Source organism: Methylobacterium sp. yr668 (genome assembly GCF_900116245.1).
In the GTDB taxonomy this organism is placed as follows: domain Bacteria; phylum Pseudomonadota; class Alphaproteobacteria; order Rhizobiales; family Beijerinckiaceae; genus Methylobacterium.
In genome coordinates, this window is record NZ_FOZY01000001.1 from 440,909 (window position 1) to 465,947 (window position 25,039).

Consider the following 25,039-nt stretch of genomic DNA (forward strand, 5'->3'; position numbering starts at 1 on the left):
GCGCGGAAAGGCTTCAAGCCGGAGAGTGCCCTCGCGTCACGGCCTCGGGGTCCATCCACATCAGCTCGACGACGTGGCCATCCGGATCCTCGATGTTCCGGTCGTACATGAACGTGCCCATCTCCTGCGGCGGGCGGGGACCGGGACGTCGTGCAGCGGTTCGCCAGACTGTTTCGCCTGCCGGGGAAGGCGTTCTGATCGCTTTGGAGGGTGCAGACCGGATCACGACCGACCGTCACTCGACCAAGCCGAACTCGCTCTCGAAGCCGAGTCTTCCCCTCTCGGTCACGCGGATGGCGCGCCCGTCGCGCTGACGCTCGATCCACCCGAGATCCTCGCAGCGGCGGCACAGGGCGGCTCCGAGACGGCCGGCGAGGTGCGGTCTCCGCTCGCTCCAGTCCAGGCAGGGGCGGCAGAGCAGGCGGCGGGTTCGTCCGGCCGGTTCGACTTCGACACCGAACGCGGCCAGCCACGCACTGCCGGATGCGGTCACTTCACCCGCCTCCTCGCCCAGGACGATCAGTCCCCGTGCGACCAGCGCATCGGCGATCCCGACGCCGAGCCGTCCGGCGAGGTGATCGTAGCAGGTGCGGGCCTCGCGCAAGGCTGGATCGATCCGCGGCGTCGCTCGGCGCGACGCTTCCTCCGGCTCGCCCCGGTTCGCGATCACCATCATGGCCTCGAGCATGCGGGCGACCTCGACGGAGGCGAGGCGGAAGTATCGGTGCCGACCTTGGCGCGACACCGTGAGCAGGCCGCCGGCCACGAGCTTCGTCAGGTGCTCGCTCGCGGTGGCTGGCGCGACGCCGGCCGTCCAGGCCAGTTCGGTCGCGGTCAGCGCTCGCCCGTCGATCAAGGTCGACAGGATATTGGCGCGGCTGGGATCTCCGACGAGCGCGCCGATCTCGGAGAGTGCAGGACCCTGCGTCATGAGCTGAACCTACACGCGCTCAACGCCCGCCGCATCCGACGACGCTTCGGTTTGGACCGAAGCGTTTACGGCTGACTCGGCCGGGATCTCCGGATCAGAGTGGGAGCGAGAAGCTGGAGAACCGCGCCACGTCTGTGCCCAGGGTTCGCCAGCCACGGCAGGAGGTAACGCCCATGACGCCCGATAAGATGGACGACACGCAGGAGCATCATCGGATCGAAGATCCGCGATCCGGGCCCACACTGTTCCTTCGCCGGCTGTCTCCCCAGTTCCGGGGTGAGCGAGACGGTCTGACGACCGACGCCGCGTGGCTGCTCGATGCCTTCTCCGGCACCCCGGACCGGCGTGACATCAAGCTCGGGCGCGGCACGCATCTGATGCATCTCGAGGCCGGGCGTAGGGCCCTCTGACGAGCCTCCGCCGCATGTCTGAGTGAGCCGGTCCCGGCTTGAATTGTATCGACACCCAGGGAGGAGCCCATGTTCTCCGTCATCTTCGAAGTCCGACCCGGCGACGGTCGCAAGGACGCCTATCTGGAACACGCGCGCGTGCTGAAGCCTGAGCTTGAGGGCATCGACGGCTTCATCGACAACGAGCGCTTCACGAGCCGGACGCGGCCGGGCTGGGTCCTTTCGCACTCGACGTGGCGGGACGAGAAGTCGGTGATCCGCTGGCGCACCCATGCCGGTCATCACCTGATCCAGGGGAAAGGCCGGTCCGAGGTGTTCGCGGACTACCATCTCCGCGTCGGCGAGGTGACGGCTGACACCCACCCGCCGGCGGGACATCGGGTCCGCGAGCAACGCCTCGATGAGACGGAAGTCGGCCAAGCCAAGGCCTGTACACTGTCGGAGGCGATGTCGGCGGACCGGCCCACGCCCTTCGATGTCGACCTCATGGCCATGCTCGGTCTCGACCAGCGGACCGAGGGGCTGGTGAGTTGGGACGCGTTCGATTCCTTTACCAATCCGGGAAAGGTGCTGGTGCTGCTGTCGTGGAGTGATGCCGGCGCGGCGAACGCCGTCTCATCAGTCGCCGGCACGCGCCTCCGAGCTGTTCGGATCATTCGCGATTACGGGATGTTCGACAGGCGTGAGAGCCCGCAATATCACCCGGCCGTGCAAGCCCCGGGATAGGGCCCGACGACGAGAACCGGGCATCAACACCTTCGGCGTCGCTCCGTCATCGGTCTCGCGAATGCGGACCCGGTGGCACGACGCGGTCGTCCCGCGGCCTGCCCTGCGATCATGTGCGCGACCGGCCCGGGGAACCGGATCACGGACGAGGCGACCGATCCACGAGGCGGTCACCTCGCTGGCGGCACCCCAGGGCTCGCCCGCTCCCGTTGCACGAGCAGTCGGCTGCCCTCTGGGGGCGCGGCCCTTTCGGACGAGGGGGTTCAAGTCTCGGCGATGAGGTCCTTGATGCGGGAGGCGAGGGTCTCCAGCACGAACGGCTTGGTCAAGACCTGCATCCCGGGCCGAAGGTAGCCGTTCCCGAGCACGGCGTTCTCCGCGTACCCGGTGATGAACAGCACCTTCAGGTCCGGTCGCCGCTCGCGGCCGGCGTCCGCCATCTGTCGCCCGTTCATGCCCCCCGGCAGGCCGACATCCGTCACCAGCAGATCGATGCGCACGTCCGACTGCAGCACCTTCAGGCCGGCGACGCTGTCGGCGGCCTCGATGGCGGTGTAGCCGAGGTCCTCCAGCACCTCGGTGACCAGCATGCGCACCGAGGGCTCGTCGTCGACGATCAGCACCGTCTCGCCCTGGCCCGCTTGCTCGACCTCGGAAAGCCTGCGCGCGACCGCGTCCTCGTCGGCCTCGCCGTAGTGCCGCGGCAGGTAGAGGCAGACGGTCGTCCCCGCGCCGACCTCGGAGTAGATCCGCACCTGCCCGCCGGACTGCTTGGCGAAGCCGTAAACCATAGACAGGCCGAGGCCCGTGCCCTCGCCGGTGGGCTTTGTGGTGAAGAACGGCTCGAACACCTTTCCGATCAGGTCCGGCGCCATGCCGGTGCCGGTGTCGGTCACGCAGACTCCGAGATACTGGCCGGGCGCGAGGTCGTGCTGGCGGCCGCCGACCTCGTCGATCCACCTGTTGGCGGTCTCGATGGTGATGCGACCGCCGTCCGGCATCGCGTCGCGGGCGTTGATGCACAGGTTGAGCAGCGCGTTCTCCAGCTGGCCCGGATCGATCAGCGCCGGCCACAGCCCCGCGAGACCGACGACCTCCAAGTGGACGGCCGGACCGACGGTGCGCCGGACCAGCTCCTCCATGTCGTGGACGAGGCGGTTCACGTTGGTGGGTTTGGGGTCGAGGGTCTGGCGGCGGGAGAAGGCCAGCAGGCGATGCGTCAGGGCGGCGGCCCGCTTGGCCGCGCCCTGGGCGACGCTCATGTAGCGGTCGAGGTCACCCATCCGCCCCTGGCTCATCCGCGTCTGCATCAGTTCCAGGGAACCGGAGATGCCCGCGAGCAGGTTGTTGAAATCGTGTGCGAGGCCGCCGGTCAGCTGGCCGACCGCCTCCATCTTCTGCGACTGCCGCAGAGCCTCCTCCGTCTTGGCCAGCGCCTCGGCCTGCTGCTTGATCTCGGTCACGTCGCGCACGGACGAGTAGATCAGCCCGTCGCGGGGCACCGCGTTCCAGGACAGCCAGACATAGCTGCCGTCCTTGCGGCGGTAGCGGTTCTCGAACGTGAGCTGGGCCTCACCGCGCGACAGTCCCCCCGCCGCCGCCACGGTCGACGCGACGTCGTCGGGGTGGACGAAATCGAGGAACGGCCGCGCCTTCATGTCGGCGTCGGTCCACCCGAGGGTTCGCGACCAGGCCGGGTTGAGGCCGACGAAGTAGCCGTCGAGGTTGGCCACGCAGAGCAGGTCGGACGAGGCCTGCCAGATCTGGTCGCGCTCGGCGGTCCGGGCGGCGACCTGGCGGGCGAGGTCGGCCTCCGTCTGCACCCGGACGGTCACGTCCTGCACGAAGACGTGGAAACCGTCGACGCGGCCGCCGGCGGTCCGTCGCGGCAGGTAGCGGATCTCGGCGACGCGGTGGCGCCCGTCGCGGTGCGGCCAGTCCGTCTCGAAGGTGACGGGCTCACCCCCGAGCGCCCGATCGATGAAGGGTCGCCGCACGGCGTAGGCGGCGGGGCCGAGCAGCTCGCGGACATCGCGTCCGACGACCTCGCCGGGCAGGGCGGAGAACCAGTCCTTGTAGGCCTCGTTGGCGAAGCGGTAGACGTGGCCGGCGTCGATGAACGCGATCAGCACCGGCAGCGCGTCGGTGATGAGCCGGAGCTCGCGCGCGCTGGCCTCCGCCAGCAACTCGGCGCTCCTGCGCGCGGTGATGTCGCTGAAGAAGACCGCGACGCGGTGGTCGCGCGGGTCCCCGACCCGGTGCGCACGCACGTCGAACCAGCGCCCGAACACGGCGGCGTAGTTCTCGAAATGGGCGGGTTTCCCGGTCAGGGCGACGCGGCCGTAGCTGTCGAACCAGTGCCGTTCGAGGTCGGGCGCGAACGTGCTGACCCAGCGGTCGGCGACGTCGGCGCCCGTCTGCCGGGCGAAGGCCGGATTGGCCTCCTCGATCAGGTAATCGACCGCCCGTCCGTTTGCGTCGAACCGCATCATGAGGATGCAGAACCCGACCTCGACCGTCTCGAATAGCGTCCGGTAACGGGCCTCGCTCTCCTGCAGCGCCGCCTCGGCCAGGCGGCGGTCGTGGATGTCCTCGACCACCCCGTACCAGGCCACGATGGCGCCGGCTCCGTCGCGGCGGGGACGCGCGCGCGCCCGCATCCAGCGGTACGTGCCGGTCGCCGCGATGTTGATGCGATAGTCCACGTCGACCGGCTCGCCCGAGGCGAGACAGGCCGAGAATACCGCGACCGTGTGGGGGACGTCCTCCGGATGCAGGGCCTTCATCCAGCCCGCGCCGTCGGGTTCGCCGGGTGCCTGGCCCGTCAGTTCCAGCCAGCGGTTCGAGTATGAGGTGATGTTGCCCGCCGGGTCGCAGGTCCACGGCACCTGGGGATTCAGTTCGACGGTATGCCGGAGGTGGGCCTCGCGCTGCCTCAGCGACCTTGCGGCCTCGTGCTCGGCCGTGCGGTCGCGGACAATCTTGGTGAACCCGCGATGAGCACCGGCCTCGTCGAGCAGCGGCATCATCTCGCCCGACGTCCAGACGCGACTGCCGTCCTTGCGGAGGTGCCAGCGCTCGACGGAGGCGCGCGCCTCGCTCGTCGCGAGCCGCATCTCGGCCTCAGGGCGCCCCTCCGCACGGTCCTCGGGCGTGAAGATCCGGTCGGCGGGCTGCCCGCGCATCTCCTCCGCCGTCCAACCGAAGATCCGCTCGGCGCCGGGGTTCCAGGCGATGACCGAGCCGTCGCGGTCGGTGACGACGATGGCGAAGTCCCTGACGTTGTCGAAGACGACCCGGTGGCGCCATTCGCTCGCTGGCGCGTCCTGCCCGGCGGTCCGATGCACCGGGCGCACCTCCCGGCCGACGGTCTCGCCCCCTGCCTCCGGCAGCCTCGAGCGCAGGCGCAGCACCTCCGCCTCAAGTTGCGCGCGCGACATCGCGCCGACGTCCGGGCCGATCGATTTCACCGTCTCCCGAATGGCCGGCGTCTCTTCGAAGTCGTGCATCAGGAGGCCAAGCCATCCAGTCCCGGCCGGTTCCGTTTAGAGAGATCACGGTCGCCCGCCGGTTCGGACCGGCAGCCGCGGTCCGCCCGGCAATCGTGGCCGCCGCGTCATGCGATGGACGGATACCGTCCTGAACTTTCAAGACGGGACGGTGTTCGCCGGCATCAACCTTCGCCTGCCTTAAAGGGTCGCGACCCGATCAGCTGTCGGGCCGGCCGAGATCGAAAGGTCGGTAGCGCTCGACGCGCCGATCTCCGTCCTCGACGGCAAGCCGTACAAGATCCTGAAGCAAGTTCAGACGTCCATTGCTTCGCGGCAAGCGAGACGGGATTGAAAAGTGAGTGGCTTCGCGTGCGACCGAAGCGGTCGAGCGAAGAACTGATCGTCTTGGAGACCGGCCGCTCGCGGAAGGATTTGCGATCCTCAGGATCAGCGTTCCGGCTGCGGCCCAGATCCGACACAGAGGCCGGCACGCTCAGAGGAGAATTGAATTTATAGACGAAGATTACTGAAACTGTTGGTAGCGAGGGAGGGATTTGAACCCCCGACACAAGGATTATGATTCCTCTGCTCTAACCAGCTGAGCTACCCCGCCACGAGCCGCGACCGTCCATCGAGACGATGCGTGCAGTGGCGGCGGTATAGGAAGAGCGGGCGCTCCGTGTCAACGTCTTCCCGTGAGCAAATCGCGCCTCCGGAGGTCGGGCAGGCCGCGTACCGTCGCGCGCGGGAGGGAAACGCTTGGCTGTCACCGAGAATCGCTCGGCGACAGCCACTTCGCCATGTCCGACCCGTCCCGGCCCGCTAGGTTTGGCACGGGCCGCTCGACGGCCCGTCAGATCGCGGAGCGTTCGATGACAGCGCGCAAGAGCCATCGCTGGACCACCAGCCTCGCTGCCCTTCTCGTCCTCGGGGTGCCGCTCGCCACGGGTCCGGCATTCGCCGCGGGCCAGGACGTCACCTACCGCGCGGCGCTCACCGGCGGCAGCGAGGTGCCGGCAACCGCGTCCTCCGGCAAGGGCGAGATCACCGCGACCTTCGATCCCGCCACCAAGCGCCTGAGCTGGTCGGGCCAGTACAGCGGCCTCACCGGGCCGGTCACGGCCGCCCATTTCCACGGACCGGCCAAGGCGGGCGAGAATGCCGGCGTGCTCGTGCCGGTGACGGCGGCGAGCAGCCCCTTCACCGGCGAGGCGACCCTCGATGACGCCAAGGCCGCCGATCTCGAGGCGGGGAAGGTCTACTTCAACCTCCACACCGCCGCGAACCCGAAGGGCGAGATCCGCGGCCAGATGGAGCGCGCACCCTGATCCGGAACGCCGGGAGCCTCGACGTTCCCGGCCGCGCCCGGTAGGCGGATCCCCGTCCACCTGCCGGAGCCTTCGATGAAGCACACCGACGCCATCATCGCCTGGACGCCCGTCCGCTGGGCGGATCTGAAGCCGGAAACCGCCGGGCAGGTCGTCGTCCTGCCCGCGCCAGACGCGGCCGGAGAGGCCAAGCGCTACATGATGCGCGCCGGCGCGAGCTCGTCCGCCCTGGCCACCCTGACGGAGGAGGCCCGCGTCGCGCGCCTGTTCATCGACTTCCAGACCCTGGTCGTCCGCGACGGGATCGACCCGCAGGTCGCCCACCGGGCGTTCCTGGCGATCGACGAGTACCGGTTCCGCATCGCCCCCGATACCGAGGGCGCGGAATTCGAGGACCCGCCCGAGGAAGATTAGACCGAGCCTCGAAGGTGCAGCGCGCATCCCTCGCGGAAGCGTGAGAATTAAGAATACACAGAGCGCGGACGCGCCCTATCTCCCGGCGGGTCCTGAATCCGTCGGAGGCCGGCCATGCCCGTATCCCGTCGCGCCGTCATCGCCGCAGCCGCTATCGCCCCGCTCGCCGGCCGCCTCGCCGCGGCGGCCGAGCCGCTGATCCGCCGCCCGATACCCTCCACCGGCGAGACGCTTCCGGCCATCGGGATCGGCACGTCCCGGCGCTACGAGGTCGAGCCGACGCCCGAGGCGGTGGCGCCCCTGAAGGAGGCGGTGAAGACCTTCGTCGCACTCGGCGGATCGGTGATCGACACAGCCCCGAGCTACGGCACCGCCGAGGACGTCCTCGGCCTGATCCTGGCGGAGCCCGGCCTGCGCCAGAAGATCTTCCTCGCCAGCAAGGTCGACACGACCGGCCGCGACGCGACGCTGGCGGAGTTCGACCGATCGCTGAAGCGCATGAAGGTCGACACCCTCGACCTGGTGGCGGTCCACAACCTGATCGACGTGACCGGGAATCTGGCGGTCCTGCGCGATCTGAAAGCGCAGAAGCGCGTCCGGTACGTCGGCGTCACGGTCTGGCGCGACAACCAGCTCGACGCCCTGGAGGCCGTCATGAAGCGCGAGAGCCTCGACTTCATTCAGGTGAACTACGCCATCGACAACCGTGCCGCCGCGGAGCGCGTGCTCCCGCTGGCCGCGGATCGCGGCGTGGCGGTGATGACCAACGTGCCGTTCGGCCGCGATCGCCTGTTCAAGGCGGTCCAGGGTAAGGAGTTGCCGGCGGTCGCCAAGGATCTCGGCTGCGCGAGCTGGCCGCAGTTCTTCCTGAAATACGTGCTCGGCAACCTGGCCGTGACCTGCCCGATCCCCGGCATGGCGAAGGCCGCCTATGTCGAGGACAACCTCGGGGCCGCGCGGGGCAAGCTTCCCGACGCGGCGCAGCGCAAGCAGATGGAGACGTTCATCGATGCGGTCTGATCTCACCTCGCGCCGCGCGGCGCTCGCCCTCGCGGTTGGCCTCGCCGTGGCCGCCGCTCTTCCCGCGGCCGTGCCCGCCGCGGCCCAGGACGACGCGAAGAAGATCCGGATCGGCGTGATCGGCGCCGGGAACATCGGCGGCACGATCGGGTCGCTCTGGGTCAAGGACGGCCACGAGGTCATGTTCGCCTCCCGCCACCCGGAGCAGCTCGCCGCGATGGTCTCGGAGCTCGGGCCCAAGGCCAGGGCCGGCACGCCCGAGGAGGCGATCAAGTTCGGCGACGCCGTGTTCATCGCCGTCCCCTACAAGGCCTATCCGGACCTCGCGAAGGAGATCGGCCCGTCCCTCAAGGGGAAGGTCGTCCTCGATGCCGGCAACGCCACGCAGAAGCGCGACGGCGCGCTCTACGACGAGGTCCAGGCCAGCGGGATCGGCGCGACCTCGGCCAAGTACTTCCCCGGCGCCAAGATCGTGCGCGCCTTCAATGCGGCCAATTACAAGATCTTCGCCAAGGAGGGCGCGGACGGCGGCAAGGGTCGTGCGGGCGGGCGGATGGCGATCCCGATCGCCGGGGACGACCCGGAGGCGCTGAAGGTCGCCGAGGGCCTCGTCCGCGATGCCGGGTTCGACCCGGTGGTGGTCGGCCCGCTCAAGGATGCCGACAAGTTCGCCATGGGCAGCCCGGGCTTCGGTCACGACGTAACCGCGCCGGAGATGCGCGAGAAACTCGGACTGGCGAAGTAGGCGCGTCGCCCGGCCCCTTGCCGGGCCCCGCAACGGCGAGGGGTCCGACCGAGCCTTCCCCGAGGGAGGCCCGTCCGGGGAAGAAGCCCATTCCGGTGAGATCGGCCCATGCCTGAACCCGCCCGCGGCACGCTCGCGCGCCTGATCGACGTTCAGCCCGGCGAGGGCCGGGCGCTGGCCTGGTCATGGGCCTACATCTTCTCGATCCTGGCCGCCTACTACGTCCTGCGCCCGATCCGGGACCAGATGGGCGTCGCCGGCGGCATCGAGAACCTGCCCTGGCTGTTCACCGCCACCCTCCTGGGGATGCTCGCCCTCAACCTGCCCTTCGCCTACCTGGTGAAACGGATGCCGCGGGCGCGGTTCGTGCCGATCACCTATCGGTTCTTCGCGGCCAACATCCTGGCGTTCGCGCTGACGCTCTACCTCGCGCCCGCCGAGTGGGGCGTGTGGATCGGCCGGGTGTTCTTCGTCTGGCTGTCGATCTTCAACCTGTTCGTGGTCTCGATCTTCTGGGCGACGATCGTCGACGTGTTCTCGAACGCCCAGGGCAAGCGATTGTTCGGCTTCATCGCGGCCGGCGCGACGCTCGGCGCCATCGCGGGCTCGGCGACCACGGCGATCTTGGCCAAGAACGTCCCGACCTGGGGCCTGATGCTGTGCGCGGTGGTGCTCCTCGAGATCGCGGTGTTCTGCATGCGCGGGCTCGCCGCGCTGTCGACGCAGCTGCACGAGGTGCCGGGCCGCGACGGGGGCGCCGAGGACGGGCAGGACCGGACGATCGGCGGCAGCGTGCTCGCCGGCGTCACCCGGACCCTCGCGTCGCCCTACCTACTCAACATCTCGCTGTTCCTGCTGCTGTTCTCGGTGACCTCGACGTTCCTGTACTTCGAGCAGGCGGGCATCGCGAAGCGGAGCTTCCCGGACCGCGGCGCGCAGACGGCGTTCTTCGCCAGCGTCGACCTCGCGGTGAACGTCCTCACGCTGGGCATCCAGCTGTTCCTCACCGGCCGGATCGTGAACCGAATCGGCGTCGCCCTGACGCTGGCGATCCTCCCGGCCTTCAGCATCCTCGGCTTCGCGGCGCTCGCGCTCTGGCCGACGATCGGCGTCATCGTGGCGTTCCAGGTGCTCCGCCGGGCCGGGAACTTCGCGATCGCCCGGCCGGTGCGCGAGGTGCTGTTCACCGTCGTCCCCCGGGAGGACCGCTACAAGGCGAAGAGCTTCATCGACACGGTGGTCTACCGGTTGGGCGATCAGGTCGGCGCGTGGTCGTTCACCGGCATCCAGGGCATGGGGCTCGGCAGCGCCAGCGTGGCCGGCGCCGCGATCCCGCTGTCGATGGCGTGGCTCGTGAACAGCGTCTGGCTCGGGCGCGCGCAGGAGCGGCGGCGGGCCGAGCAGGCGGCGGAGCCGGGCATCGAGCCCGAACGGACCGCGCCGGTCGGCCGTGCGGCCGCTGCGCCCGGCGGGTGAGCGCCGTTTCGCCGCGCCTATCGATGCCGCATGAAGTCCCAGACCAGGTAGGCCGGGAACGGCAGCATGATCGCGAAGAAGATCCAGTCGAACATCTGAGGCATCAAGCCGTCTCCCGCTCGGTCCCCCCTGGTTCTACCGGCTTCCCGAGGTGAAGTTCCGCGCGGCCGCGGCGGCCGTTAAGAGGCGGTTTACCCTGACGGGTGAGGTATCGCGCTCGTTCCGGGCGGGAGAGTGACATGGCGGGACCTGCATGGTCGGCGCCGCGGCGCCGGTGGCGTGCCGCCGATCCCGCGATGGCGCTGCTCGGGCTCCTCGCCCTGACACCGGCACCCGTCGCCGCGCAGGAGCCGCTCTTCATCCGCATCCGCCCGCTGCCGGACGCCGAGGCGGCGCGCCTCGCCCGGGAGATGCTCTGGGCCCGTCGGCAGGCCCATGCCCGCGCGGTGATCGAATCGGTCTGCACCGGCTGCCTGGGCGCCTGGAAGCCCGAACCGGTCCCGCCACCGACGCCTGCGCCCGCGCAGGACAGGATTGCGAACCTCACCGTTCCGATAGGGGTTGAACTCGACCCCGGCTCCGGGGCATCCGAGCCCGGTCCCGATCCATCGACCTCCGAGAGGCATCCATGACGCAAGCGCATCCGACCAGCGGCGCCGAGCCCGAAGTCGATTGCCCGGTGACCCTCGAGGTTCTGGGCTCCGTGTACCGGGCCGACGACTTCGACCTGCCGCTGATCCTGGAGCAGATCCCGCCGCTGAAGCGCGCGCAGCTCGCCGCCTACCTCTACGGCAAGAGCCACATGCACAAGCTCGGGCTAAAGGTCGCTCGTTCCTGCGAGCGCGACGACCTGATCCGCGTGGCGGGGGAGATCGGCTCGGTGATCCACGGCCAGGCGCACTTGAAGCCGTCGCGACCGACTCCCGAGCCCGCCCCGCAGCTGCGCGCCAAGACCCCGCCCGGCCAGAAGAAGGTGAGCCTCGCCGGCGCCGCCGCGAAGCCCGCGATCAGCCTCGGTGGCTCGGCCAAGGTCCGCAACTTCGACTGAGAGCTGGCGCGCGTCGGGCCAGCCGAGACCGCCGCGCGCGGCTGGCCGCGCCGGCACCGACGGGGCGACGGCGACGCGCGGGACCTGACGTTCGGGTCCGGCATTCCGTCGGTGACGGCACGTCGGAAGGCCGGACAATCCGGACTTGTGCGTTGCACGCGCCGCGGGCTTCGGATAATCGCCCGCGATGAACACCGACCACGACAAGATCCTGATCGTCGATTTCGGCTCTCAGGTGACGCAGCTCATCGCCCGCCGCGTGCGGGAGGAGGGCGTCTACTGCGAGATCGTGCCCTTCACGAAGGCCGAGGCCGCGTTCCGCGAGCAGAAGCCCAAGGGCGTGATCCTCTCCGGCGGCCCCGAATCGGTTACCGTCGAGGCCTCGCCCCGCGCGCCCCAGCTCGTGTTCGATTCGGGCGTCCCGGTCTTCGGCATCTGCTACGGCCAGCAAACCATGGCGGCCCAGCTCGGCGGCGCCGTCGAGGGCGGCCACCACGCGGAGTTCGGCCGCGCCGAGGTCGAGATCCTGGCCGACTGCCCGCTGTTCAAGGGCGTCTGGCACAAGGGCGAGAAATACCCGGTCTGGATGAGCCACGGTGATCGCGTCACCAAGCTGCCGGACGGCTTCACCACCGTGGCGATCTCCAGGAACGCCCCCTTCGCGGCGGTTGCCGACGAGGCCCGCAACTACTACGCGGTCCAGTTCCACCCGGAGGTGGCGCACACGCCCCACGGCGCCCTGCTGATCCGCAACTTCGTGCGCGACGTCGCGGGCTGCTCGGGCGACTGGACCATGGGCGCCTACCGCGAAGAGGCCATCGCTAAGATCCGCGAGCAGGTCGGCTCCGAGAAGGTGATCTGCGGCCTGTCGGGCGGCGTCGATTCGGCCGTGGCGGCGGTGCTGATCCACGAGGCGATCGGCGATCAGCTGACCTGCGTGTTCGTCGACCATGGGCTCCTGCGCCTCGGCGAGGCCGAGCAGGTCGTGGCGCTGTTCCGCGACCACTACAACATCCCGCTGGTCCACGTGGAGGCATCGGGGATGTTCCTCGCGGCTCTGGAGGGCGTCAGCGACCCGGAAATCAAGCGCAAGACTATCGGCCGCCTGTTCATCGACGTTTTCGAGGCTGAATCAAAGAAGATCGGCGGGGCGAAGTTCCTCGCGCAGGGCACGCTCTACCCCGACGTGATCGAGAGCGTGTCGTTCACCGGCGGTCCGTCCGTGACGATCAAGAGCCACCACAACGTCGGCGGCCTGCCCGAGCGCATGGACATGAAGCTCGTGGAGCCGCTGCGCGAGCTGTTCAAGGACGAGGTCCGGGTGCTCGGCAAGGAGCTCGGCCTGCCCGAGGGCTTCGTCGGCCGCCACCCGTTCCCGGGCCCGGGCCTGGCGATCCGCTGCCCCGGCACGATCACCGGCGAGAAGCTGGAAGCCCTACGCAAGGCCGACGCGATCTACCTCGACGAGATCCGGCAGGCCGGCCTCTACGACACGATCTGGCAGGCCTTCGCGGTGATCCTGCCGGTGAAGACCGTCGGCGTGATGGGCGACGGGCGCACCTACGACCACGTCTGCGCGCTGCGCGCCGTCACCTCGGTCGACGGCATGACCGCCGACTTCTACCCGTTCGACATGGCCTTCCTGGGCCGGGTCGCGACCCGGATCATCAACGAGGTGAAGGGCATCAACCGGGTGACCTACGACATCACCTCGAAGCCGCCCGGCACGATCGAGTGGGAATGAGCCGGCGTCCGGCCCGATCCCGCGCCGTCATCGCGAGCGGAGCTAAGCGACCCAGGGCAGCGTGACGCTTCGATCCGTGACGCGCTCCTGGATTGCTACGCACCGCTCGCAACGACGCGGCGCCGGCCCTCACGGGGTGCAGAGCGCCGGCTCGACCGCCCTCAGCGCCGGCCGGAATGCCGCGAGGTGCAGCCCGTCGCGCAGGGCGCCGGGCTTGGCGTAGCCCGTATCGCCGTCGCGCAGGGCTGCGAACGGATCCGCGAAGACGCAGCCGAGCCGCCCGCAGAGGTTCTGCAACCGGCGCGAGTAATCCGCGACCGCGCCGGCATCGACCAGCTTGCCGATCTCGCGACCGACCGGGGGGAGGGCGGTCACCACGACGCGCGGGCTGAGGGTCTGCAGCCGCTTGACGATCGTCTCGGTGGCGGCCTCGAACTGCTCCGTCGGCTTGTGCAGCTGCGGGTTGTTCTTCACCAAGATGTCGTTGGTCCCGATGGTCAGGACCGCGAGCCGCGGCTGCACCTTGAAGGTCAGGCGCGCGAGGTAGTCCGCGTAGCTGCCCGCGGTCGCGCCGCTGATCCCGCCGTTGAGGAAGTCGAGCCCGCAGGGCCGCTGGCTCCCGGGCTGCAACTCCACCTGGGAATCGCCGGCCCAGAACACGTAGTCCGGCGGCGCCTCGTCGAGGCTGACCTGCACGGCGATCAGGCGCATCTCGGCGTAGGCCCGCGCGTCGGCCCCCGGCCGATGCAGGCGCCACCCGGCGAAGCCGCCGATCGCCAGGAGGGCGAGCCCGACGATAATGAGGAGAACGACGCGCTTCACGGCTCGGCCCCGGCCCGGTCGACCCGGGCGTCGGGCCGCGCGTCCGTCGAGGCGAAGTAGGGCTTGATGTCGAGGAGCGGCGTGCCGTCGAGGCAGTCGAGCCCGCGCACGCGGAGCGTGTCGCCGTCGCGGCCGAGCAGTTCCACGACCGACAGGGCGATCGGGTTGGGACGGGCGGGCGAGCGCAGGGAGAACGTGCCCCTGGGGCCGTCGGCGTGGCGCGGCCGCTGGATCACGAGGCCGCGGGTCGCCCGGTCCATCCAGTAGAGGAGGATCAGGTGCGTGCAGCCCGTGACGTTGCGCAGGCCGGGGGCGTAGGCCGGATCGACCTCGACGGTGCAGATTCCGTCGGCCTGCAGGCCGTTCTTCGGACAGTCGGACCGCGCCTGCCAGGGCGTGCGCAGCCGGCCGATGAAGTGGAGGCCCGCGTCGAAGGTCGCGGGCAGGGCGGCCCCCTCTTCACCGGGACGGGTCCCGAACTCATCCGCGTCCAGCCCCGTGTCCATGCCCGCGTCCTCGCCGCCGCGCTCCGCGCCGGTCGGCTTGTCGGCCATGTGTCCGCGGCTCGCAACCCCGCATCTCGCCCCCGGACGGCGCGGGGTGTAGATCCGGCAGCAGGAACGGAGGCGACATGATCGAGCGGGAATTGCGGCCGATGCAGGCGGTGGCGGATGCCGCGACCGCCATCGACCGGCTGGTCGAACTCTACGACGACGCGGCCGGCGCCCTGCGGACCGCGCTGGAGCGCTACCTCGCCGGCGGGCCGCCGCCGGACGCCACGGAGCGTCTCGCCTTCCGCTACCCGGAACTGCGGATCAGCTACCGCCCGGACGGGCCGCTGCCCCGGGTCCGGCGCGCCACCGCCAAGCTCCAGGCCGCCGGCACCTACGCCACCACAATCACGCATCCGGGATTCTTCCGGACGTACCTGACCCGCCAGCTGGAGCCGCTGATCGCCGACTACGGCATCGCCCTCGAGGTCGGTCTCAGCGCGCAGGAGATTCCCTATCCCTACGTGCTGGAGGCCGGGCTGGACGCGCGCGGGCGGAGCGTCGACGGCGCGGACCTCGCCACCTATTTCCCGGTGCCGCTCCTGTCGCTCGTGGGCGACGAGATCGCGGACGGGCTGTTCGACCAGATCCCTGGCGAGCCGCTGCCCCTGGCGCTGTTCGACGCGGTTCGGGTCGATTACTCGCTCCGGCGCCTCGTCCACTACACCGGCTGCGACTGGCGCGACGTCCAGCCCTGGATCCTGCTCACCAACTATCACCGCTACGTCGACCAGTTCGTCCGCCACGGCTTGGAGCGGCTCGCCTCGGGCGCGGAGGGGTTCGAGCGGCTGGTCCTGCCGGGCGGCGTTTCCGTGACCCGTGCCGAGGCGGCCGATGCCGACCCGGCCGCGGTGATCGCCGCCTCGCCCTGGCACCGCCACCAGATGCCGGCCTACCACTTGGTGGCGCGCGACTCCGACGGGACCCAGCAGGGCACGACGCTGGTCAATATCGGCGTCGGCCCCTCGAACGCGAAGACGATCACCGACCACCTCGCGGTGCTGCGCCCAGATTGCTGGCTGATGGTCGGCCATTGCGGCGGCCTGCGGCAGTCGCAGACCATCGGCGACTACGTGCTGGCGCACGCCTACCTCCGCCGCGACCGGATCCTCGACGAGCTCGTGCCGCCGGACGTGCCGGTGCCGGCCCTCGCCGAGGTGCAGGTCGCCCTTCAGGACGCCGCCGCCGCGGTGACGGGCGAGCAGGCTGACGCGCTCAAGCGGCGCCTGCGCACCGGCACGGTGGTGACCTACGACGATCGCAACTGGGAACTGCGCTTCAGCCAGGAGCGGCGTCGGATCAACCAGTCCCGCGCCGTGGCGGTGGACATGGAGAGCGGCACGGTCGCCGCCCAGGGCTTCCGCCTGCGCGTTCCCTACGGCGCGCTGCTCTGCGTCTCAGACAAGCCGCTCCACGGCGAGATCAAGCTCCCGGGTGCCGCCAACGCCTTCTACGACCGGGCCGTCTCGGAGCACCTCCGGGTCGGGCTGGCGGCCATCGACGTTCTTCGGGCCGATCGGCAAGGTCTCCACTCGCGCAAGCTGCGCAGTTTCGATGAACCGCCCTTCCGGTGAGACTTCGTGAAGTCCAGGGTGACGTTCGAGCCCGACGTACATATCGCCAACTCAGCGACCGACTGCCACGCCATCGGTCATACTCAAGCTTGGATACAGCCGCCTTAGAGCCGGGTTGAGTGGTTAAAGCACCACACATCAGGCTGAGCTTTCCCAAGACTCGTATCGCACTCGTCTCCACCGCCCTCCTGACGGCCGTCGCGCTCGCGCCGACCGTCGCCGATGCCCGCGGCTTCGGCGGCGGTGGCTTCCACGGCGGTGGATTTGGCGGGGGCGGCTTCCACGGTGGCGGTTTCGGCGGCGGCTTCCGCGGCGGCAGTGTCGGCGGCGGGGCGTTCCGGAACGGCGGCTTCGGCGGCGGCGCCTTCCAGAACGGCGTCGGCGGGGCGCGGGTCGGCGGACTGGGCGGCGGCTTCCGCGGGGCCGGGCTCGGCGTGGCCGGCGTCGGCGGCGTCCGGACCGGCGGCCTGCAGGCCGGCGGATATAACCAGGCCGGCCGGTTCGGCGGGGTCGGGAACCGCGGGATCGCCGGTCGCGGCTTCGTCAACCGCGGCTATTACGGCCACCGCTACGGACGCGGCGTCGGCTACGGACTCGCCGGCCTCGGGCTCGGCCTCGGCGTCGGTTACGGCCTGGGCGGTCTCGACTACGGCTACGACAATTGCGCCTACACTTACGGCTACGGCGCCTACGACCCGGCTGCCTGCAACGGCTACTACGGCTACGGCTACTGAGTCAGGCGGCGCGGGTCTCGTCCCCGCGGCGCATCCTCGAAACCGCGCGACGCCCGGCCGGCCTTCGGTCGGGCAATGTCGTGAGGACCCCTGGGCCAGATCGGCCCACCGGATCCACAGCCTTCGCCGCAGGCGAAGGCTCGCTCAACAAGTCCCGAATTGCGAACCGTTCCAATCCGATGAGGATGCCGCTTCCGGCGTAGCGTGGTGCGGGGACGATCGCGGTGAGCGGCGAGGGACTGATTGCGGCGACGGCGGGGCTGCTCGTGCTGTGCATGGGCCTGTGGGCGACCGCGCTGCTGCCCGAGATCGTCACGGCACTCGCCTTCTTCGGACTGGCGATGCTGCTGCGTCTCGGCTCGGCCGCGACGGTGTTCTCGGGCTTCTCATCCTCCGCGTTCTGGCTGGTCCTGTCCGGCATGGTAGTGGGGCAGGGCATGACCCGGACCGGCCTGGGCGCCCGGATGGCGCGCACCCTCGCCCTGCGGCTCTCCGGCTCCTACGGCCGCTTCATCGCTGGGCTGGTGACGCTGAGCTTCCTCATCGCCTTCGTCATGCCGTCGAATCTGGGCCGCATTGCCCTGATGATCCCCGTCACCCTCGCACTCTGCGACGCCTTCGGCCTCGCGGCCGGGCGCCCGGGGCGGACGGGTGCGGTCCTGGCCGTCGGCCCCGCCACCCCGATCCTCTCTGCGGCGATCCTGCCCGCCAACGTCCCGAACCTCGTGATGGCCGGCTCGGCCGAGCACCTGCTCGGCCTGCACCTGTCGTACCTCTCTTACTTCCTCCTGCATGCCCCGGTCCTGGCGCTGGTGAAGGGCGTGCTGCTCGTCGGCCTCATCGTCCGGCTGTTCCCGGACAACCTCGGCTCCGCCGCTCCGGCCCTGCCGGACCTTCCCCCGCTGTCCGCGCCCGAGCGGCGCCTCGCGGTGATCCTCGCCTGCACGCTGATCCTCTGGATGACCGACAGCCTCCACGGCCTTGCCCCCGCCTGGGTCGGCCTCGCCGCCGCGGTCGTCTGCCTGCTGCCGCGGATCGGGGTCCTGCCGCCGGAGGCGTTCCAACAGGTGAACCTGCGGACCTGCTTCTACATCGCGGCGCTGCTCGGCCTCGTCGCCCTCGTCAACGAGACCGGGCTCGGCGAGCGCCTCGGCCATCTGCTGCTGACCGTCGCCCCCCTGGCGCACGACGCGCCGACGCAGAACTTCGCGGTGCTCACCGGCATCGCCACGGTGCTGACCCTCCTCGTCACCGCCAACGGCGCCCCGGCCCTGTACACGGCGCTCGCGGGCGAGATGTCGGAGGCGAGCGGCCTGTCACCCTTCGCGGTCGTCTCGCTGCAGGTGATCGGCTACTCGACTCTGTTCTTCCCCTATCAGGCGCCCCCGATCGTGTTCGCCAGCGAGCTCGGGCGGGTCCGTCTCCGGGACGCGACCCGGCTCACCCTGAGCTTCGATTTCCTGTCGCTCCTCGTGGCGGCGCCGCTCGACTACGCGTGGTGGCGCCTCCTGGGACAGCTGAAGTGACAGAATCGGCAAAGTGTCGCCCCAGAGGGCACATTGCGCCGCACCATGACGGATTGCGGGTTGCCCGCTCAGGCTCTAGCGCTACCAGATTAGAGACGGTCCAGTTCGCAGCTGCGAGGCTTCAACACGATGGCACCCACCGCCCGCCCGACAGTGGCTCAGCCCATGTCGCCGCATCTCCAGATCTATCGCTGGACCTGGACGATGGCGATGTCGGTGTTCCACCGCATCACCGGCACCGCGCTCTACGGCGGGACTGCTCTCGTCGCGATCTGGCTCGTGGCTCTGGCCTCGGGACCGGCCGGCTACTCTTACGTGGCCGGGTTCTTCGGCTCGATCTTCGGGCGCCTGATCCTGTTCATCTACACGTGGATCCTGATGCACCACATGCTCGGCGGCATCCGGCACCTGATCTGGGACACCGGCGTCGGCTTCGACCGGGAGAAGCGCCTCTCGATGGCCCGGCTGACGCTGATCGGCTCGGTGGCCCTCACCCTCGTCATCTGGGCGGTCGCCCTTCTGGTCCGCTGAGGAGGACGACATGGCTAAGGAAGAGGTCCGGCAGGACACGCGCGTCTCGATCCGCACGCCGCGCGCCCGCGTGCGCGGCCTCGGCGTCTCCCATCACGGCGCCGGGCACTGGTGGCTGCAGCGGCTGACCGCCGTCGCCAACGTCGTGCTGATGCTGAGCTTCGTGGTGATCATCGCCAAGATGGCGGGCCGCGGCTACCCGGAGGCGCGGCTCCTCGTCGCGACCCCTCTGGTGTCGATCCTCCTGATCCTGGCGCTACTGTCGGTCACGGTCCACATGCGCCTCGGCATGCAGGTGATCATCGAGGACTACGTGCACGCGCCGGCGACGAAGATCGCGGCGGTGTTCGCCAACAACGCCTACGCGGTCGTCGTGGCCGTCGCCTGCCTCTACGCGGTTCTGCGCATCGGCTTCGGACAGCCGGCCTGACCCCGCCAACATCGATCTCGAGGAGCCGAACATGGCCGCCAACGGCACAAACGGCAGCGGGCCTGCCTACACCATCCACGATCACGCCTTCGACGTCGTGATCGTCGGCGCGGGCGGCGCGGGACTGCGCGCCACGGTGGGCTGCTCGGAAGCGGGCCTGCGCACCGCCTGCATCACCAAGGTGTTCCCGACGCGCTCCCACACGGTGGCGGCGCAGGGCGGCATCTCGGCCTCGCTGGGCAACATGGGCCCGGACGACTGGCGCTGGCACATGTACGACACCGTGAAGGGATCGGACTGGCTCGGCGACCAGGACGCCATCGAGTACCTCGTGCGCAACGCGCCCGCCGCCGTCTACGAGCTGGAGCACTGGGGCGTACCGTTCTCCCGCACGGAGGAGGGCAAGATCTACCAGCGCCCATTCGGCGGCATGACGACCGATTACGGCAAGGGCACCGCCCAGCGCACCTGCGCGGCGGCCGACCGGACCGGCCACGCGATGCTGCACACCCTCTACGGGCAGGCGGTGAAGAACCAGACCGATTTCTTCATCGAGTACTTCGCCCTCGACCTGATCATGGACGACGAGGGCCGCTGCCGCGGCGTCATCGCCCTCGATCAGGCCACCGGCGAGATCCACCGCTTCCGCGCCCAGATGACCATCCTGGCGACCGGCGGCTACGGCCGCGCCTACTTCTCGGCGACCTCCGCCCATACCTGCACGGGCGACGGCAACGCCATGGTGCTGCGCGCCGGCCTGCCGCTGCAGGACATGGAGTTCGTGCAGTTCCACCCGACCGGCATCTACGGCGCGGGCTGCCTGATCACCGAAGGCTCCCGCGGCGAGGGCGGCTATCTCACCAATTCCGAGGGCGAGCGCTTCATGGAGCGCTACGCGCCGTCGGCGAAAGACCTCGCCTCGCGCGACGTGGTCTCGCGCTCCATGACCATGGAGATCCGCGACGGCCGCGGCGTCGGCAAGAACAAGGACCACATCTACCTGCACCTCGACCACCTGGACCCGAAGATCCTGCACGAGCGCCTGCCGGGCATCTCGGAATCCGCGCGGATCTTCGCGGGCGTCGACGTGACCAAGGAGCCGATTCCGGTCATCCCGACCGTCCACTACAACATGGGCGGCATCCCCACGAACTATCACGGCGAGGTGCTGACGCTGCGCGACGGCAACCCTGACACGGTGGTCCCGGGGCTGATGGCGATCGGCGAGGCGGCCTGCGTCTCCGTCCACGGCGCCAATCGCCTCGGCTCGAACTCGCTGATCGACCTCGTGGTCTTCGGCCGCGCCGCCGGCAAGCGCTGCGCCGAGATCGTCGAGCCGAACGGCCGGGCCATGGAGTTGCCCAAGGGCGCGACCGACAAGGCCCTCGAGCGTCTCGACCGGTTCCGCTACGCCAACGGCTCGACCCCCACCGCGGAGCTCCGTGCCGAGATGCAGAAGACGATGCAGAACAACTGCGCCGTGTTCCGCACCGGCGAGGTGCTGGAGGAGGGCAAGGGCCTGATCCACAAGGTCTGGAACGCCGCCGCCGACGTGAAGATCACCGACCGGTCGCTGGTCTGGAACACCGACCTCCTGGAGACTCTGGAGTTCGACAACCTGATCGGCCAGGCGGTGGTGACGATGGAATCGGCCGCCAACCGCACGGAATCCCGCGGTGCCCACGCGCGCGAGGACTTCCCGGACCGCGACGACAAGGACTGGATGAAGCACACGCTGTCCTGGCTCGACGAGGGCCAGCACCAAGTGGTCATCGATTACCGCCCGGTCCACACCTACACGATGTCCAACGAGATCCAGTACATCGAGCCCAAGGCGCGCGTGTACTGATCTGCAACTCTGCACAACGACTGCGGCGGCGGGGCCTCACCCCTCCGGCCGCCGCGTCCTGCTCCAGCGGAAGCCGTCGAGAACCATGGCTCAGTTCAACCTTCCGAAGAATTCCCAGATCACCCAGGGCAAGTCCTGGCCGGCCCCGCCCGGCGCCAGGAACCTGCAGACCTTCAAGATCTACCGCTGGAACCCGGATGACGGGGCCAACCCGCGGATCGACACCTATCAGGTCGACCGCGAGGATTGCGGCCCGATGGTCCTCGACGCGCTGCTGTGGATCAAGAACAAGGTCGACTCGACGCTGGTCTTCCGCCGCTCCTGCCGCGAGGGCATCTGCGGCTCCTGCGCGATGAACATCGAGGGGCAGAACGCGCTCGCCTGCACGATGGGCATCGACGAGTGCAAGAGCCCCGACAACGCCCTGCCGGTGATGACCCGCAAGGACAAGGACGGTGCGATCCGGATCTACCCGCTGCCGCACATGCCGGTCCTCAAGGATCTCGTGCCGGACCTGACGAATTTCTACGCCCAGCACGCCGCCATCGAGCCCTGGCTCCAGACCGAGACGCCCGCGCCCGAGAAGGAGTGGCGCCAGACGCCGGAGGACCGCTCCCGCCTCGACGGCCTCTACGAGTGCATCCTGTGCGCGTGCTGCACCACGTCGTGCCCGAGCTACTGGTGGAACGGCGACAAGTTCCTCGGCCCGGCGGCCCTGCTGCAGGCCTATCGCTGGCTGATCGACTCGCGCGACGAGAACACGGGCCACCGCCTCGACGGGCTGCACGACCCGTTCCGGCTGTACCGCTGCCACACGATCATGAACTGCGCCAACACGTGCCCGAAGAGCCTGAACCCGGCGAAGGCCATCGCCGAGATCAAGAAGATGATGGTCGAGCGCACGCTCTGATCGCGCAGTCGAGTCGGGTGTTGAGGCCTGAGGGCCACACCCGGCCGAAAAGGCCGGCTCTCCGCAGCAGAGTTGGTCCAGGCTGAGAGGGCTGCCTTGCGGACAGCGCAATTGCCACGGAGTCAGGATCGAAGCGCCTCCGCGCCGTGAATCCTGACCCGAAGTGGACCGATGCTGCGCCCGAGCCTGTCGACGTTCGCCGTTCTCTGTCTGGCCGCCAGCCTCGGCGCCTGCGCCTCCAGCCGCCTCGACGGGCCGCGCACCCGGGGGCCGTCGCCCCAGGCGTCCCTGGACACGGTGCCGGCCATGCCGTCGGGCACGGTGACGGCGGCCCCGCTGGCGCCGCCGCCCGGCGTCGCGGCGAGCCCCGACGCGCCGCCCCCGCCCGGTGCCCAGGCGGCCGCGCCGCCCGCCGGCGGCCCCACCGTGATCGCCGAGCCGGTCGCCCCGCCGGCGCCGCCGCCGCCGGTCGCCACAGGCGGCCGCTCATCGGTGGTCGGAAGCTGGGATGCGCGGGACGCGACCGGTGCGAACTGCAAGGTCACGCTCTCGAGCACCCCGGCCCTCGACCTCTACCGGGCGACGGCCGCGGGCTGCGCCAACAAGGATCTCGCGCGGGTCTCGGCCTGGGACTTCCGCGACGGCGAGGTCTACCTCTACCAGCCGGGCGGCTCGGTGGCGGCGCGGCTGCGCCAGGGCGGCGGCGGCCTGGAAGGCGCCCTCACCAAGTCCGGCGCGGCCCTCGCCCTGAACCGCTGAGGCCGGGCGGCGCGACCACGCCGCGCGGTTGGCGCGCGGCGGGAGGCGCTTACATGAGGGGCTCCCGCCGCGTCACGCCCCCATCAACATGTTCCTCGATTGGCTTGAACGCCGCGTCGACCCCTTCGCGCCCTTCGACGAGGCGCGGATGCCGCCGCGGTCGGTGCTCGGCTTCGCCTGGTTCTACCTGCGCCCGATCCGCGCCGCCCTGGCGGCGCTGTTCGTCATCGCGGTGATCGCCGGCACGGTCGAGGCCTCCCTCTACCTCGTGATGCGCTGGTTCATCGACCTGCTCGGCTCGGCCGACCGGGCGACGGTGCTGTCGGACCACGCGGTCGAGCTCGGGCTGGTGGTCCTGCTGATCGCCGTGGTGCGACCGCTGTCGATCTGGGCCCACGAGGTGCTGTCCAACCAGCTCGTCGTGCCGCAATCGACCAGCCAGATCCGCTGGCGGGCGCATCTCTACACCCTCGGGCACGCGCTCTCGTATTTCCAGGGCGACTTCTCGGGACGGCTCGCCAACCGCGTCGTCCAGGTGGGCCCGGCGGTGCGGGAACTCGCCGTCGTCTTCATCGACACGCTCCTGTACGTGGCGATCTACGCGATCACCGCGGTCGGGCTGTTCAGCGCGATCTCGCCGTGGCTCGCCGTCCCGGTGCTGCTCTGGATCGCCGCCTACGCGGCCCTGACCGCGTGGTTCGTGCCCCGAGCCCGCGCGCGCTCGCACAAGACCGCCGACACCCGCTCGACGCTGATCGGCCGCATCGTCGACAGCTACACCAACATTCTGACGGTGAAGCTCTTCGCCCGCGACCGCGAGGAGCGGGCCGCGGTGCAGGACGCCGTGGAAGTCCACACCGCCGCCTATCTCCACCAGTTCCGGCTGGTCACCCTGACGACGAGCCTCCTCGGCCTGCTCAACAGCGGGCTCCTGATCGCTACCGGCGCGGCCTGCCTCGTGCTGTGGCGCGACGGCGGCATGACGACCGGCGAGGCATCGGCGGGGCTCGCCCTGGTCCTCAGGCTCATCGCCATGTCGGGCTGGGTCATGCAGACCGTGCGCGGCGTCTTCGAGAATGTCGGCGTGGTCCAGGAGAGCATGCAGACGATGGCCCGGCCGCACGCCCTCGTCGACGCGCCGGACGCGCGGACGCTCGCCGTCACCGGCGGCGAGATCCGGTTCGAGGAGGTCGGCTTCCACTACGGGCGCGGCGACGCCACCGTCATCGAGGATTTCTCCCTGACGATCCGTCCGGGCGAGAAGGTCGGGCTGGTCGGCGTCAGCGGCGCCGGCAAGTCGACCCTGGCGGGCCTGCTCCTGCGGCTCTACGACGTGGAGAGCGGGCGGATCCTGGTGGACGACCAGGACATCGCGACGGTGACCCAGCAATCCCTGCGTGAGGCCATCGCGATGGTCAGCCAGGACACCTCCCTGCTGCACCGCTCCATCCGCGACAACATCGCCTACGGCCGCCCCGGCGCCACCCAGGTGGAGATCGAGCGGGCCGCGCGGCTCGCTCACGCGGACACGTTCATCGCCGACCTCGTCGACCACAAGGGCCGGCGCGGCTACGATGCCCAGGTCGGCGAGCGCGGCGTCAAGCTGTCCGGCGGCCAGCGCCAGCGCATCGCCATCGCCCGCGTCATGTTGAAGGACGCGCCGATCCTGATTCTCGACGAGGCGACCTCGGCGCTCGACAGCCAGGTCGAGGCGGCGATCCAGGAATCCCTCGACACGCTGATGGCCGGCAAGACCGTGTTGGCCATCGCGCACCGCCTGTCGACGATCGCGGCCCTCGACCGGCTGGTTGTGATCGACCGAGGCCGGATCATCGAGGAGGGGACTCACGCCGAGCTGGTCGCCGCCGGCGGCGTGTATGCTGGCCTCTGGACTCGACAGTCGGGCGGTTTTCTCGACGACGGGACGGCCCGGTACGACAGCGCCGTCGCCTGAGCGTCGGAGGAGCGAGATTGCCGGCAACATACCGCTACGATCGAGGGGCGACCTTATCGCCGCGCC

23 protein-coding genes, 1 tRNA gene and 1 pseudogene are annotated in these 25,039 nt (G+C 69.9%); 19 read left to right on the forward strand and 6 right to left on the reverse strand.

Translation table 11 applies throughout. The features are described 5' to 3' along the window. Positions 1-13: 13 nt before the first annotated feature. Both BM419_RS32770 and BM419_RS02040 read right to left on the reverse strand, forming a co-directional pair. Positions 14-139 (reverse strand): annotated as a pseudogene (locus BM419_RS32770) (lactoylglutathione lyase); the annotation flags it as partial. A gap of 96 nt (positions 140-235) precedes the next feature. Next, positions 236-931 carry an ArsR/SmtB family transcription factor gene (locus BM419_RS02040; protein ID WP_056521312.1) on the reverse strand — a complete coding sequence of 232 codons (696 nt, stop codon included), beginning with the start codon at positions 929-931 and terminating at the stop codon, positions 236-238. Between the two features lie 173 nt (positions 932-1,104). Here BM419_RS02040 and BM419_RS02045 point away from each other — a divergent pair, with 173 nt between their 5' ends. Both BM419_RS02045 and BM419_RS02050 read left to right on the forward strand, forming a co-directional pair. Then, on the forward strand, positions 1,105-1,341 hold the full coding sequence (locus BM419_RS02045; RefSeq protein WP_056521309.1) for a hypothetical protein: 237 nt from the start codon (positions 1,105-1,107) through the stop codon (positions 1,339-1,341). A gap of 69 nt (positions 1,342-1,410) precedes the next feature. Then, positions 1,411-2,067, forward strand: a complete 657-nt coding sequence (locus BM419_RS02050; RefSeq protein WP_056521306.1) for an antibiotic biosynthesis monooxygenase family protein — start codon at positions 1,411-1,413, stop codon at positions 2,065-2,067. Between the two features lie 263 nt (positions 2,068-2,330). On the opposite strand, the gene BM419_RS02055 is transcribed toward BM419_RS02050, so the two are convergent. Both BM419_RS02055 and BM419_RS02060 read right to left on the reverse strand, forming a co-directional pair. Beyond that, positions 2,331-5,576 (reverse strand): PAS domain S-box protein, encoded by a 3,246-nt coding sequence (locus tag BM419_RS02055; protein WP_091924667.1) that lies wholly within the window; start codon positions 5,574-5,576, stop codon positions 2,331-2,333. 518 nt (positions 5,577-6,094) lie between these two features. Next, a tRNA-Met gene (locus BM419_RS02060) sits at positions 6,095-6,171 on the reverse strand. Positions 6,172-6,430: 259 nt separating this feature from the next. On the opposite strand from BM419_RS02060, the gene BM419_RS02065 reads away from it, so the two are divergent. From BM419_RS02065 to guaA, 8 genes are all read left to right on the forward strand, one after another. Next, a complete protein-coding gene (locus tag BM419_RS02065; protein WP_091924668.1) occupies positions 6,431-6,886 on the forward strand; it encodes a CHRD domain-containing protein in 456 nt (151 codons plus the stop codon). A gap of 75 nt (positions 6,887-6,961) precedes the next feature. After that, on the forward strand, positions 6,962-7,300 hold the full coding sequence (locus tag BM419_RS02070) for a hypothetical protein (protein ID WP_020091756.1): 339 nt from the start codon (positions 6,962-6,964) through the stop codon (positions 7,298-7,300). Between the two features lie 114 nt (positions 7,301-7,414). Continuing rightward, positions 7,415-8,320, forward strand: a complete 906-nt coding sequence (locus BM419_RS02075) for an aldo/keto reductase (protein ID WP_091924670.1) — start codon at positions 7,415-7,417, stop codon at positions 8,318-8,320. Then, positions 8,310-9,065: an NADPH-dependent F420 reductase gene (locus tag BM419_RS02080; protein WP_091924672.1), complete on the forward strand. Its 756-nt coding sequence runs from the start codon at positions 8,310-8,312 to the stop codon at positions 9,063-9,065. Before BM419_RS02075 ends, BM419_RS02080 begins: the two co-directional genes overlap by 11 nt. A gap of 108 nt (positions 9,066-9,173) precedes the next feature. Next, a complete protein-coding gene (locus tag BM419_RS02085) occupies positions 9,174-10,541 on the forward strand; it encodes an NTP/NDP exchange transporter (RefSeq protein WP_091924674.1) in 1,368 nt (455 codons plus the stop codon). A 296-nt stretch (positions 10,542-10,837) separates the two neighbouring features. Then, the gene (locus BM419_RS02090) at positions 10,838-11,173 is read left to right on the forward strand and encodes a hypothetical protein (RefSeq protein ID WP_091924676.1); all 336 of its coding nucleotides are present in this window, start codon (positions 10,838-10,840) and stop codon (positions 11,171-11,173) included. After that, entirely contained in the window at positions 11,170-11,589 is a 420-nt protein-coding gene (locus tag BM419_RS02095; protein WP_020091761.1) for a hypothetical protein, read from the forward strand. Before BM419_RS02090 ends, BM419_RS02095 begins: the two co-directional genes overlap by 4 nt. A 187-nt stretch (positions 11,590-11,776) precedes the next feature. Then, complete coding sequence (guaA, locus tag BM419_RS02100) at positions 11,777-13,333, forward strand: glutamine-hydrolyzing GMP synthase (RefSeq protein ID WP_091924678.1); 1,557 nt, start codon at positions 11,777-11,779, stop codon at positions 13,331-13,333. Positions 13,334-13,462: 129 nt separating this feature from the next. Here guaA and BM419_RS02105 read toward each other — a convergent pair whose 3' ends face one another. Together BM419_RS02105 and tsaA are read right to left on the reverse strand one after the other, a co-directional pair. Further along, positions 13,463-14,155 carry an SGNH/GDSL hydrolase family protein gene (locus BM419_RS02105; protein WP_091924680.1) on the reverse strand — a complete coding sequence of 231 codons (693 nt, stop codon included), beginning with the start codon at positions 14,153-14,155 and terminating at the stop codon, positions 13,463-13,465. Next, positions 14,152-14,661, reverse strand: a complete 510-nt coding sequence (gene tsaA, locus BM419_RS02110; RefSeq protein ID WP_091924799.1) for a tRNA (N6-threonylcarbamoyladenosine(37)-N6)-methyltransferase TrmO — start codon at positions 14,659-14,661, stop codon at positions 14,152-14,154. The genes BM419_RS02105 and tsaA overlap by 4 nt, the downstream gene beginning before the upstream one ends. A 125-nt stretch (positions 14,662-14,786) precedes the next feature. Here tsaA and BM419_RS02115 point away from each other — a divergent pair, with 125 nt between their 5' ends. The 9 genes from BM419_RS02115 (at position 14,787) to BM419_RS02155 (ending at position 24,973) form a co-directional block, all read left to right on the forward strand. After that, positions 14,787-16,280: an AMP nucleosidase gene (locus BM419_RS02115; RefSeq protein WP_091924683.1), complete on the forward strand. Its 1,494-nt coding sequence runs from the start codon at positions 14,787-14,789 to the stop codon at positions 16,278-16,280. Between the two features lie 119 nt (positions 16,281-16,399). Beyond that, a complete protein-coding gene (locus tag BM419_RS02120; protein ID WP_244540686.1) occupies positions 16,400-17,014 on the forward strand; it encodes a hypothetical protein in 615 nt (204 codons plus the stop codon). A 224-nt stretch (positions 17,015-17,238) separates the two neighbouring features. Beyond that, a complete protein-coding gene (locus BM419_RS02125) occupies positions 17,239-18,540 on the forward strand; it encodes an SLC13 family permease (RefSeq protein ID WP_091924686.1) in 1,302 nt (433 codons plus the stop codon). Between the two features lie 129 nt (positions 18,541-18,669). Beyond that, the gene (sdhC, locus tag BM419_RS02130) at positions 18,670-19,071 is read left to right on the forward strand and encodes a succinate dehydrogenase, cytochrome b556 subunit (protein ID WP_091924687.1); all 402 of its coding nucleotides are present in this window, start codon (positions 18,670-18,672) and stop codon (positions 19,069-19,071) included. Between the two features lie 10 nt (positions 19,072-19,081). Then, positions 19,082-19,501 (forward strand): succinate dehydrogenase, hydrophobic membrane anchor protein, encoded by a 420-nt coding sequence (gene sdhD / locus BM419_RS02135; RefSeq protein ID WP_042674306.1) that lies wholly within the window; start codon positions 19,082-19,084, stop codon positions 19,499-19,501. A 31-nt stretch (positions 19,502-19,532) separates the two neighbouring features. Next, on the forward strand, positions 19,533-21,350 hold the full coding sequence (gene sdhA / locus BM419_RS02140) for a succinate dehydrogenase flavoprotein subunit (RefSeq protein ID WP_056521268.1): 1,818 nt from the start codon (positions 19,533-19,535) through the stop codon (positions 21,348-21,350). A gap of 85 nt (positions 21,351-21,435) precedes the next feature. Next, entirely contained in the window at positions 21,436-22,260 is an 825-nt protein-coding gene (locus BM419_RS02145; protein ID WP_024831121.1) for a succinate dehydrogenase iron-sulfur subunit, read from the forward strand. A gap of 171 nt (positions 22,261-22,431) precedes the next feature. Further along, positions 22,432-23,019, forward strand: a complete 588-nt coding sequence (locus BM419_RS02150; protein ID WP_020091772.1) for an AprI/Inh family metalloprotease inhibitor — start codon at positions 22,432-22,434, stop codon at positions 23,017-23,019. Positions 23,020-23,107: 88 nt separating this feature from the next. Then, the gene (locus tag BM419_RS02155) at positions 23,108-24,973 is read left to right on the forward strand and encodes an ABC transporter ATP-binding protein (protein WP_091924691.1); all 1,866 of its coding nucleotides are present in this window, start codon (positions 23,108-23,110) and stop codon (positions 24,971-24,973) included. Positions 24,974-25,039 lie beyond the last annotated feature (66 nt).

What these genes read in the sequence shown, in the direction of transcription:
- tsaA (WP_091924799.1), bottom strand. Translation starts at nt 14,661, where the DNA reads ATGGACACGGGGCTGGACGCGGATGAGTTCGGGACCCGTCCCGGTGAA.
- BM419_RS02075 (WP_091924670.1), top strand. Translation starts at nt 7,415, where the DNA reads ATGCCCGTATCCCGTCGCGCCGTCATCGCCGCAGCCGCTATCGCCCCG.
- BM419_RS02050 (WP_056521306.1), top strand. Translation starts at nt 1,411, where the DNA reads ATGTTCTCCGTCATCTTCGAAGTCCGACCCGGCGACGGTCGCAAGGAC.
- BM419_RS02090 (WP_091924676.1), top strand. Translation starts at nt 10,838, where the DNA reads ATGGCGCTGCTCGGGCTCCTCGCCCTGACACCGGCACCCGTCGCCGCG.
- BM419_RS02150 (WP_020091772.1), top strand. Translation starts at nt 22,432, where the DNA reads ATGCTGCGCCCGAGCCTGTCGACGTTCGCCGTTCTCTGTCTGGCCGCC.
- sdhA (WP_056521268.1), top strand. Translation starts at nt 19,533, where the DNA reads ATGGCCGCCAACGGCACAAACGGCAGCGGGCCTGCCTACACCATCCAC.
- BM419_RS02145 (WP_024831121.1), top strand. Translation starts at nt 21,436, where the DNA reads ATGGCTCAGTTCAACCTTCCGAAGAATTCCCAGATCACCCAGGGCAAG.
- sdhD (WP_042674306.1), top strand. Translation starts at nt 19,082, where the DNA reads ATGGCTAAGGAAGAGGTCCGGCAGGACACGCGCGTCTCGATCCGCACG.
- BM419_RS02070 (WP_020091756.1), top strand. Translation starts at nt 6,962, where the DNA reads ATGAAGCACACCGACGCCATCATCGCCTGGACGCCCGTCCGCTGGGCG.
- BM419_RS02095 (WP_020091761.1), top strand. Translation starts at nt 11,170, where the DNA reads ATGACGCAAGCGCATCCGACCAGCGGCGCCGAGCCCGAAGTCGATTGC.
- BM419_RS02045 (WP_056521309.1), top strand. Translation starts at nt 1,105, where the DNA reads ATGACGCCCGATAAGATGGACGACACGCAGGAGCATCATCGGATCGAA.
- sdhC (WP_091924687.1), top strand. Translation starts at nt 18,670, where the DNA reads ATGGCACCCACCGCCCGCCCGACAGTGGCTCAGCCCATGTCGCCGCAT.
- BM419_RS02055 (WP_091924667.1), bottom strand. Translation starts at nt 5,576, where the DNA reads ATGCACGACTTCGAAGAGACGCCGGCCATTCGGGAGACGGTGAAATCG.
- BM419_RS02065 (WP_091924668.1), top strand. Translation starts at nt 6,431, where the DNA reads ATGACAGCGCGCAAGAGCCATCGCTGGACCACCAGCCTCGCTGCCCTT.
- BM419_RS02115 (WP_091924683.1), top strand. Translation starts at nt 14,787, where the DNA reads ATGATCGAGCGGGAATTGCGGCCGATGCAGGCGGTGGCGGATGCCGCG.
- BM419_RS02040 (WP_056521312.1), bottom strand. Translation starts at nt 931, where the DNA reads ATGACGCAGGGTCCTGCACTCTCCGAGATCGGCGCGCTCGTCGGAGAT.
- BM419_RS02080 (WP_091924672.1), top strand. Translation starts at nt 8,310, where the DNA reads ATGCGGTCTGATCTCACCTCGCGCCGCGCGGCGCTCGCCCTCGCGGTT.
- BM419_RS02085 (WP_091924674.1), top strand. Translation starts at nt 9,174, where the DNA reads ATGCCTGAACCCGCCCGCGGCACGCTCGCGCGCCTGATCGACGTTCAG.
- guaA (WP_091924678.1), top strand. Translation starts at nt 11,777, where the DNA reads ATGAACACCGACCACGACAAGATCCTGATCGTCGATTTCGGCTCTCAG.
- BM419_RS02155 (WP_091924691.1), top strand. Translation starts at nt 23,108, where the DNA reads ATGTTCCTCGATTGGCTTGAACGCCGCGTCGACCCCTTCGCGCCCTTC.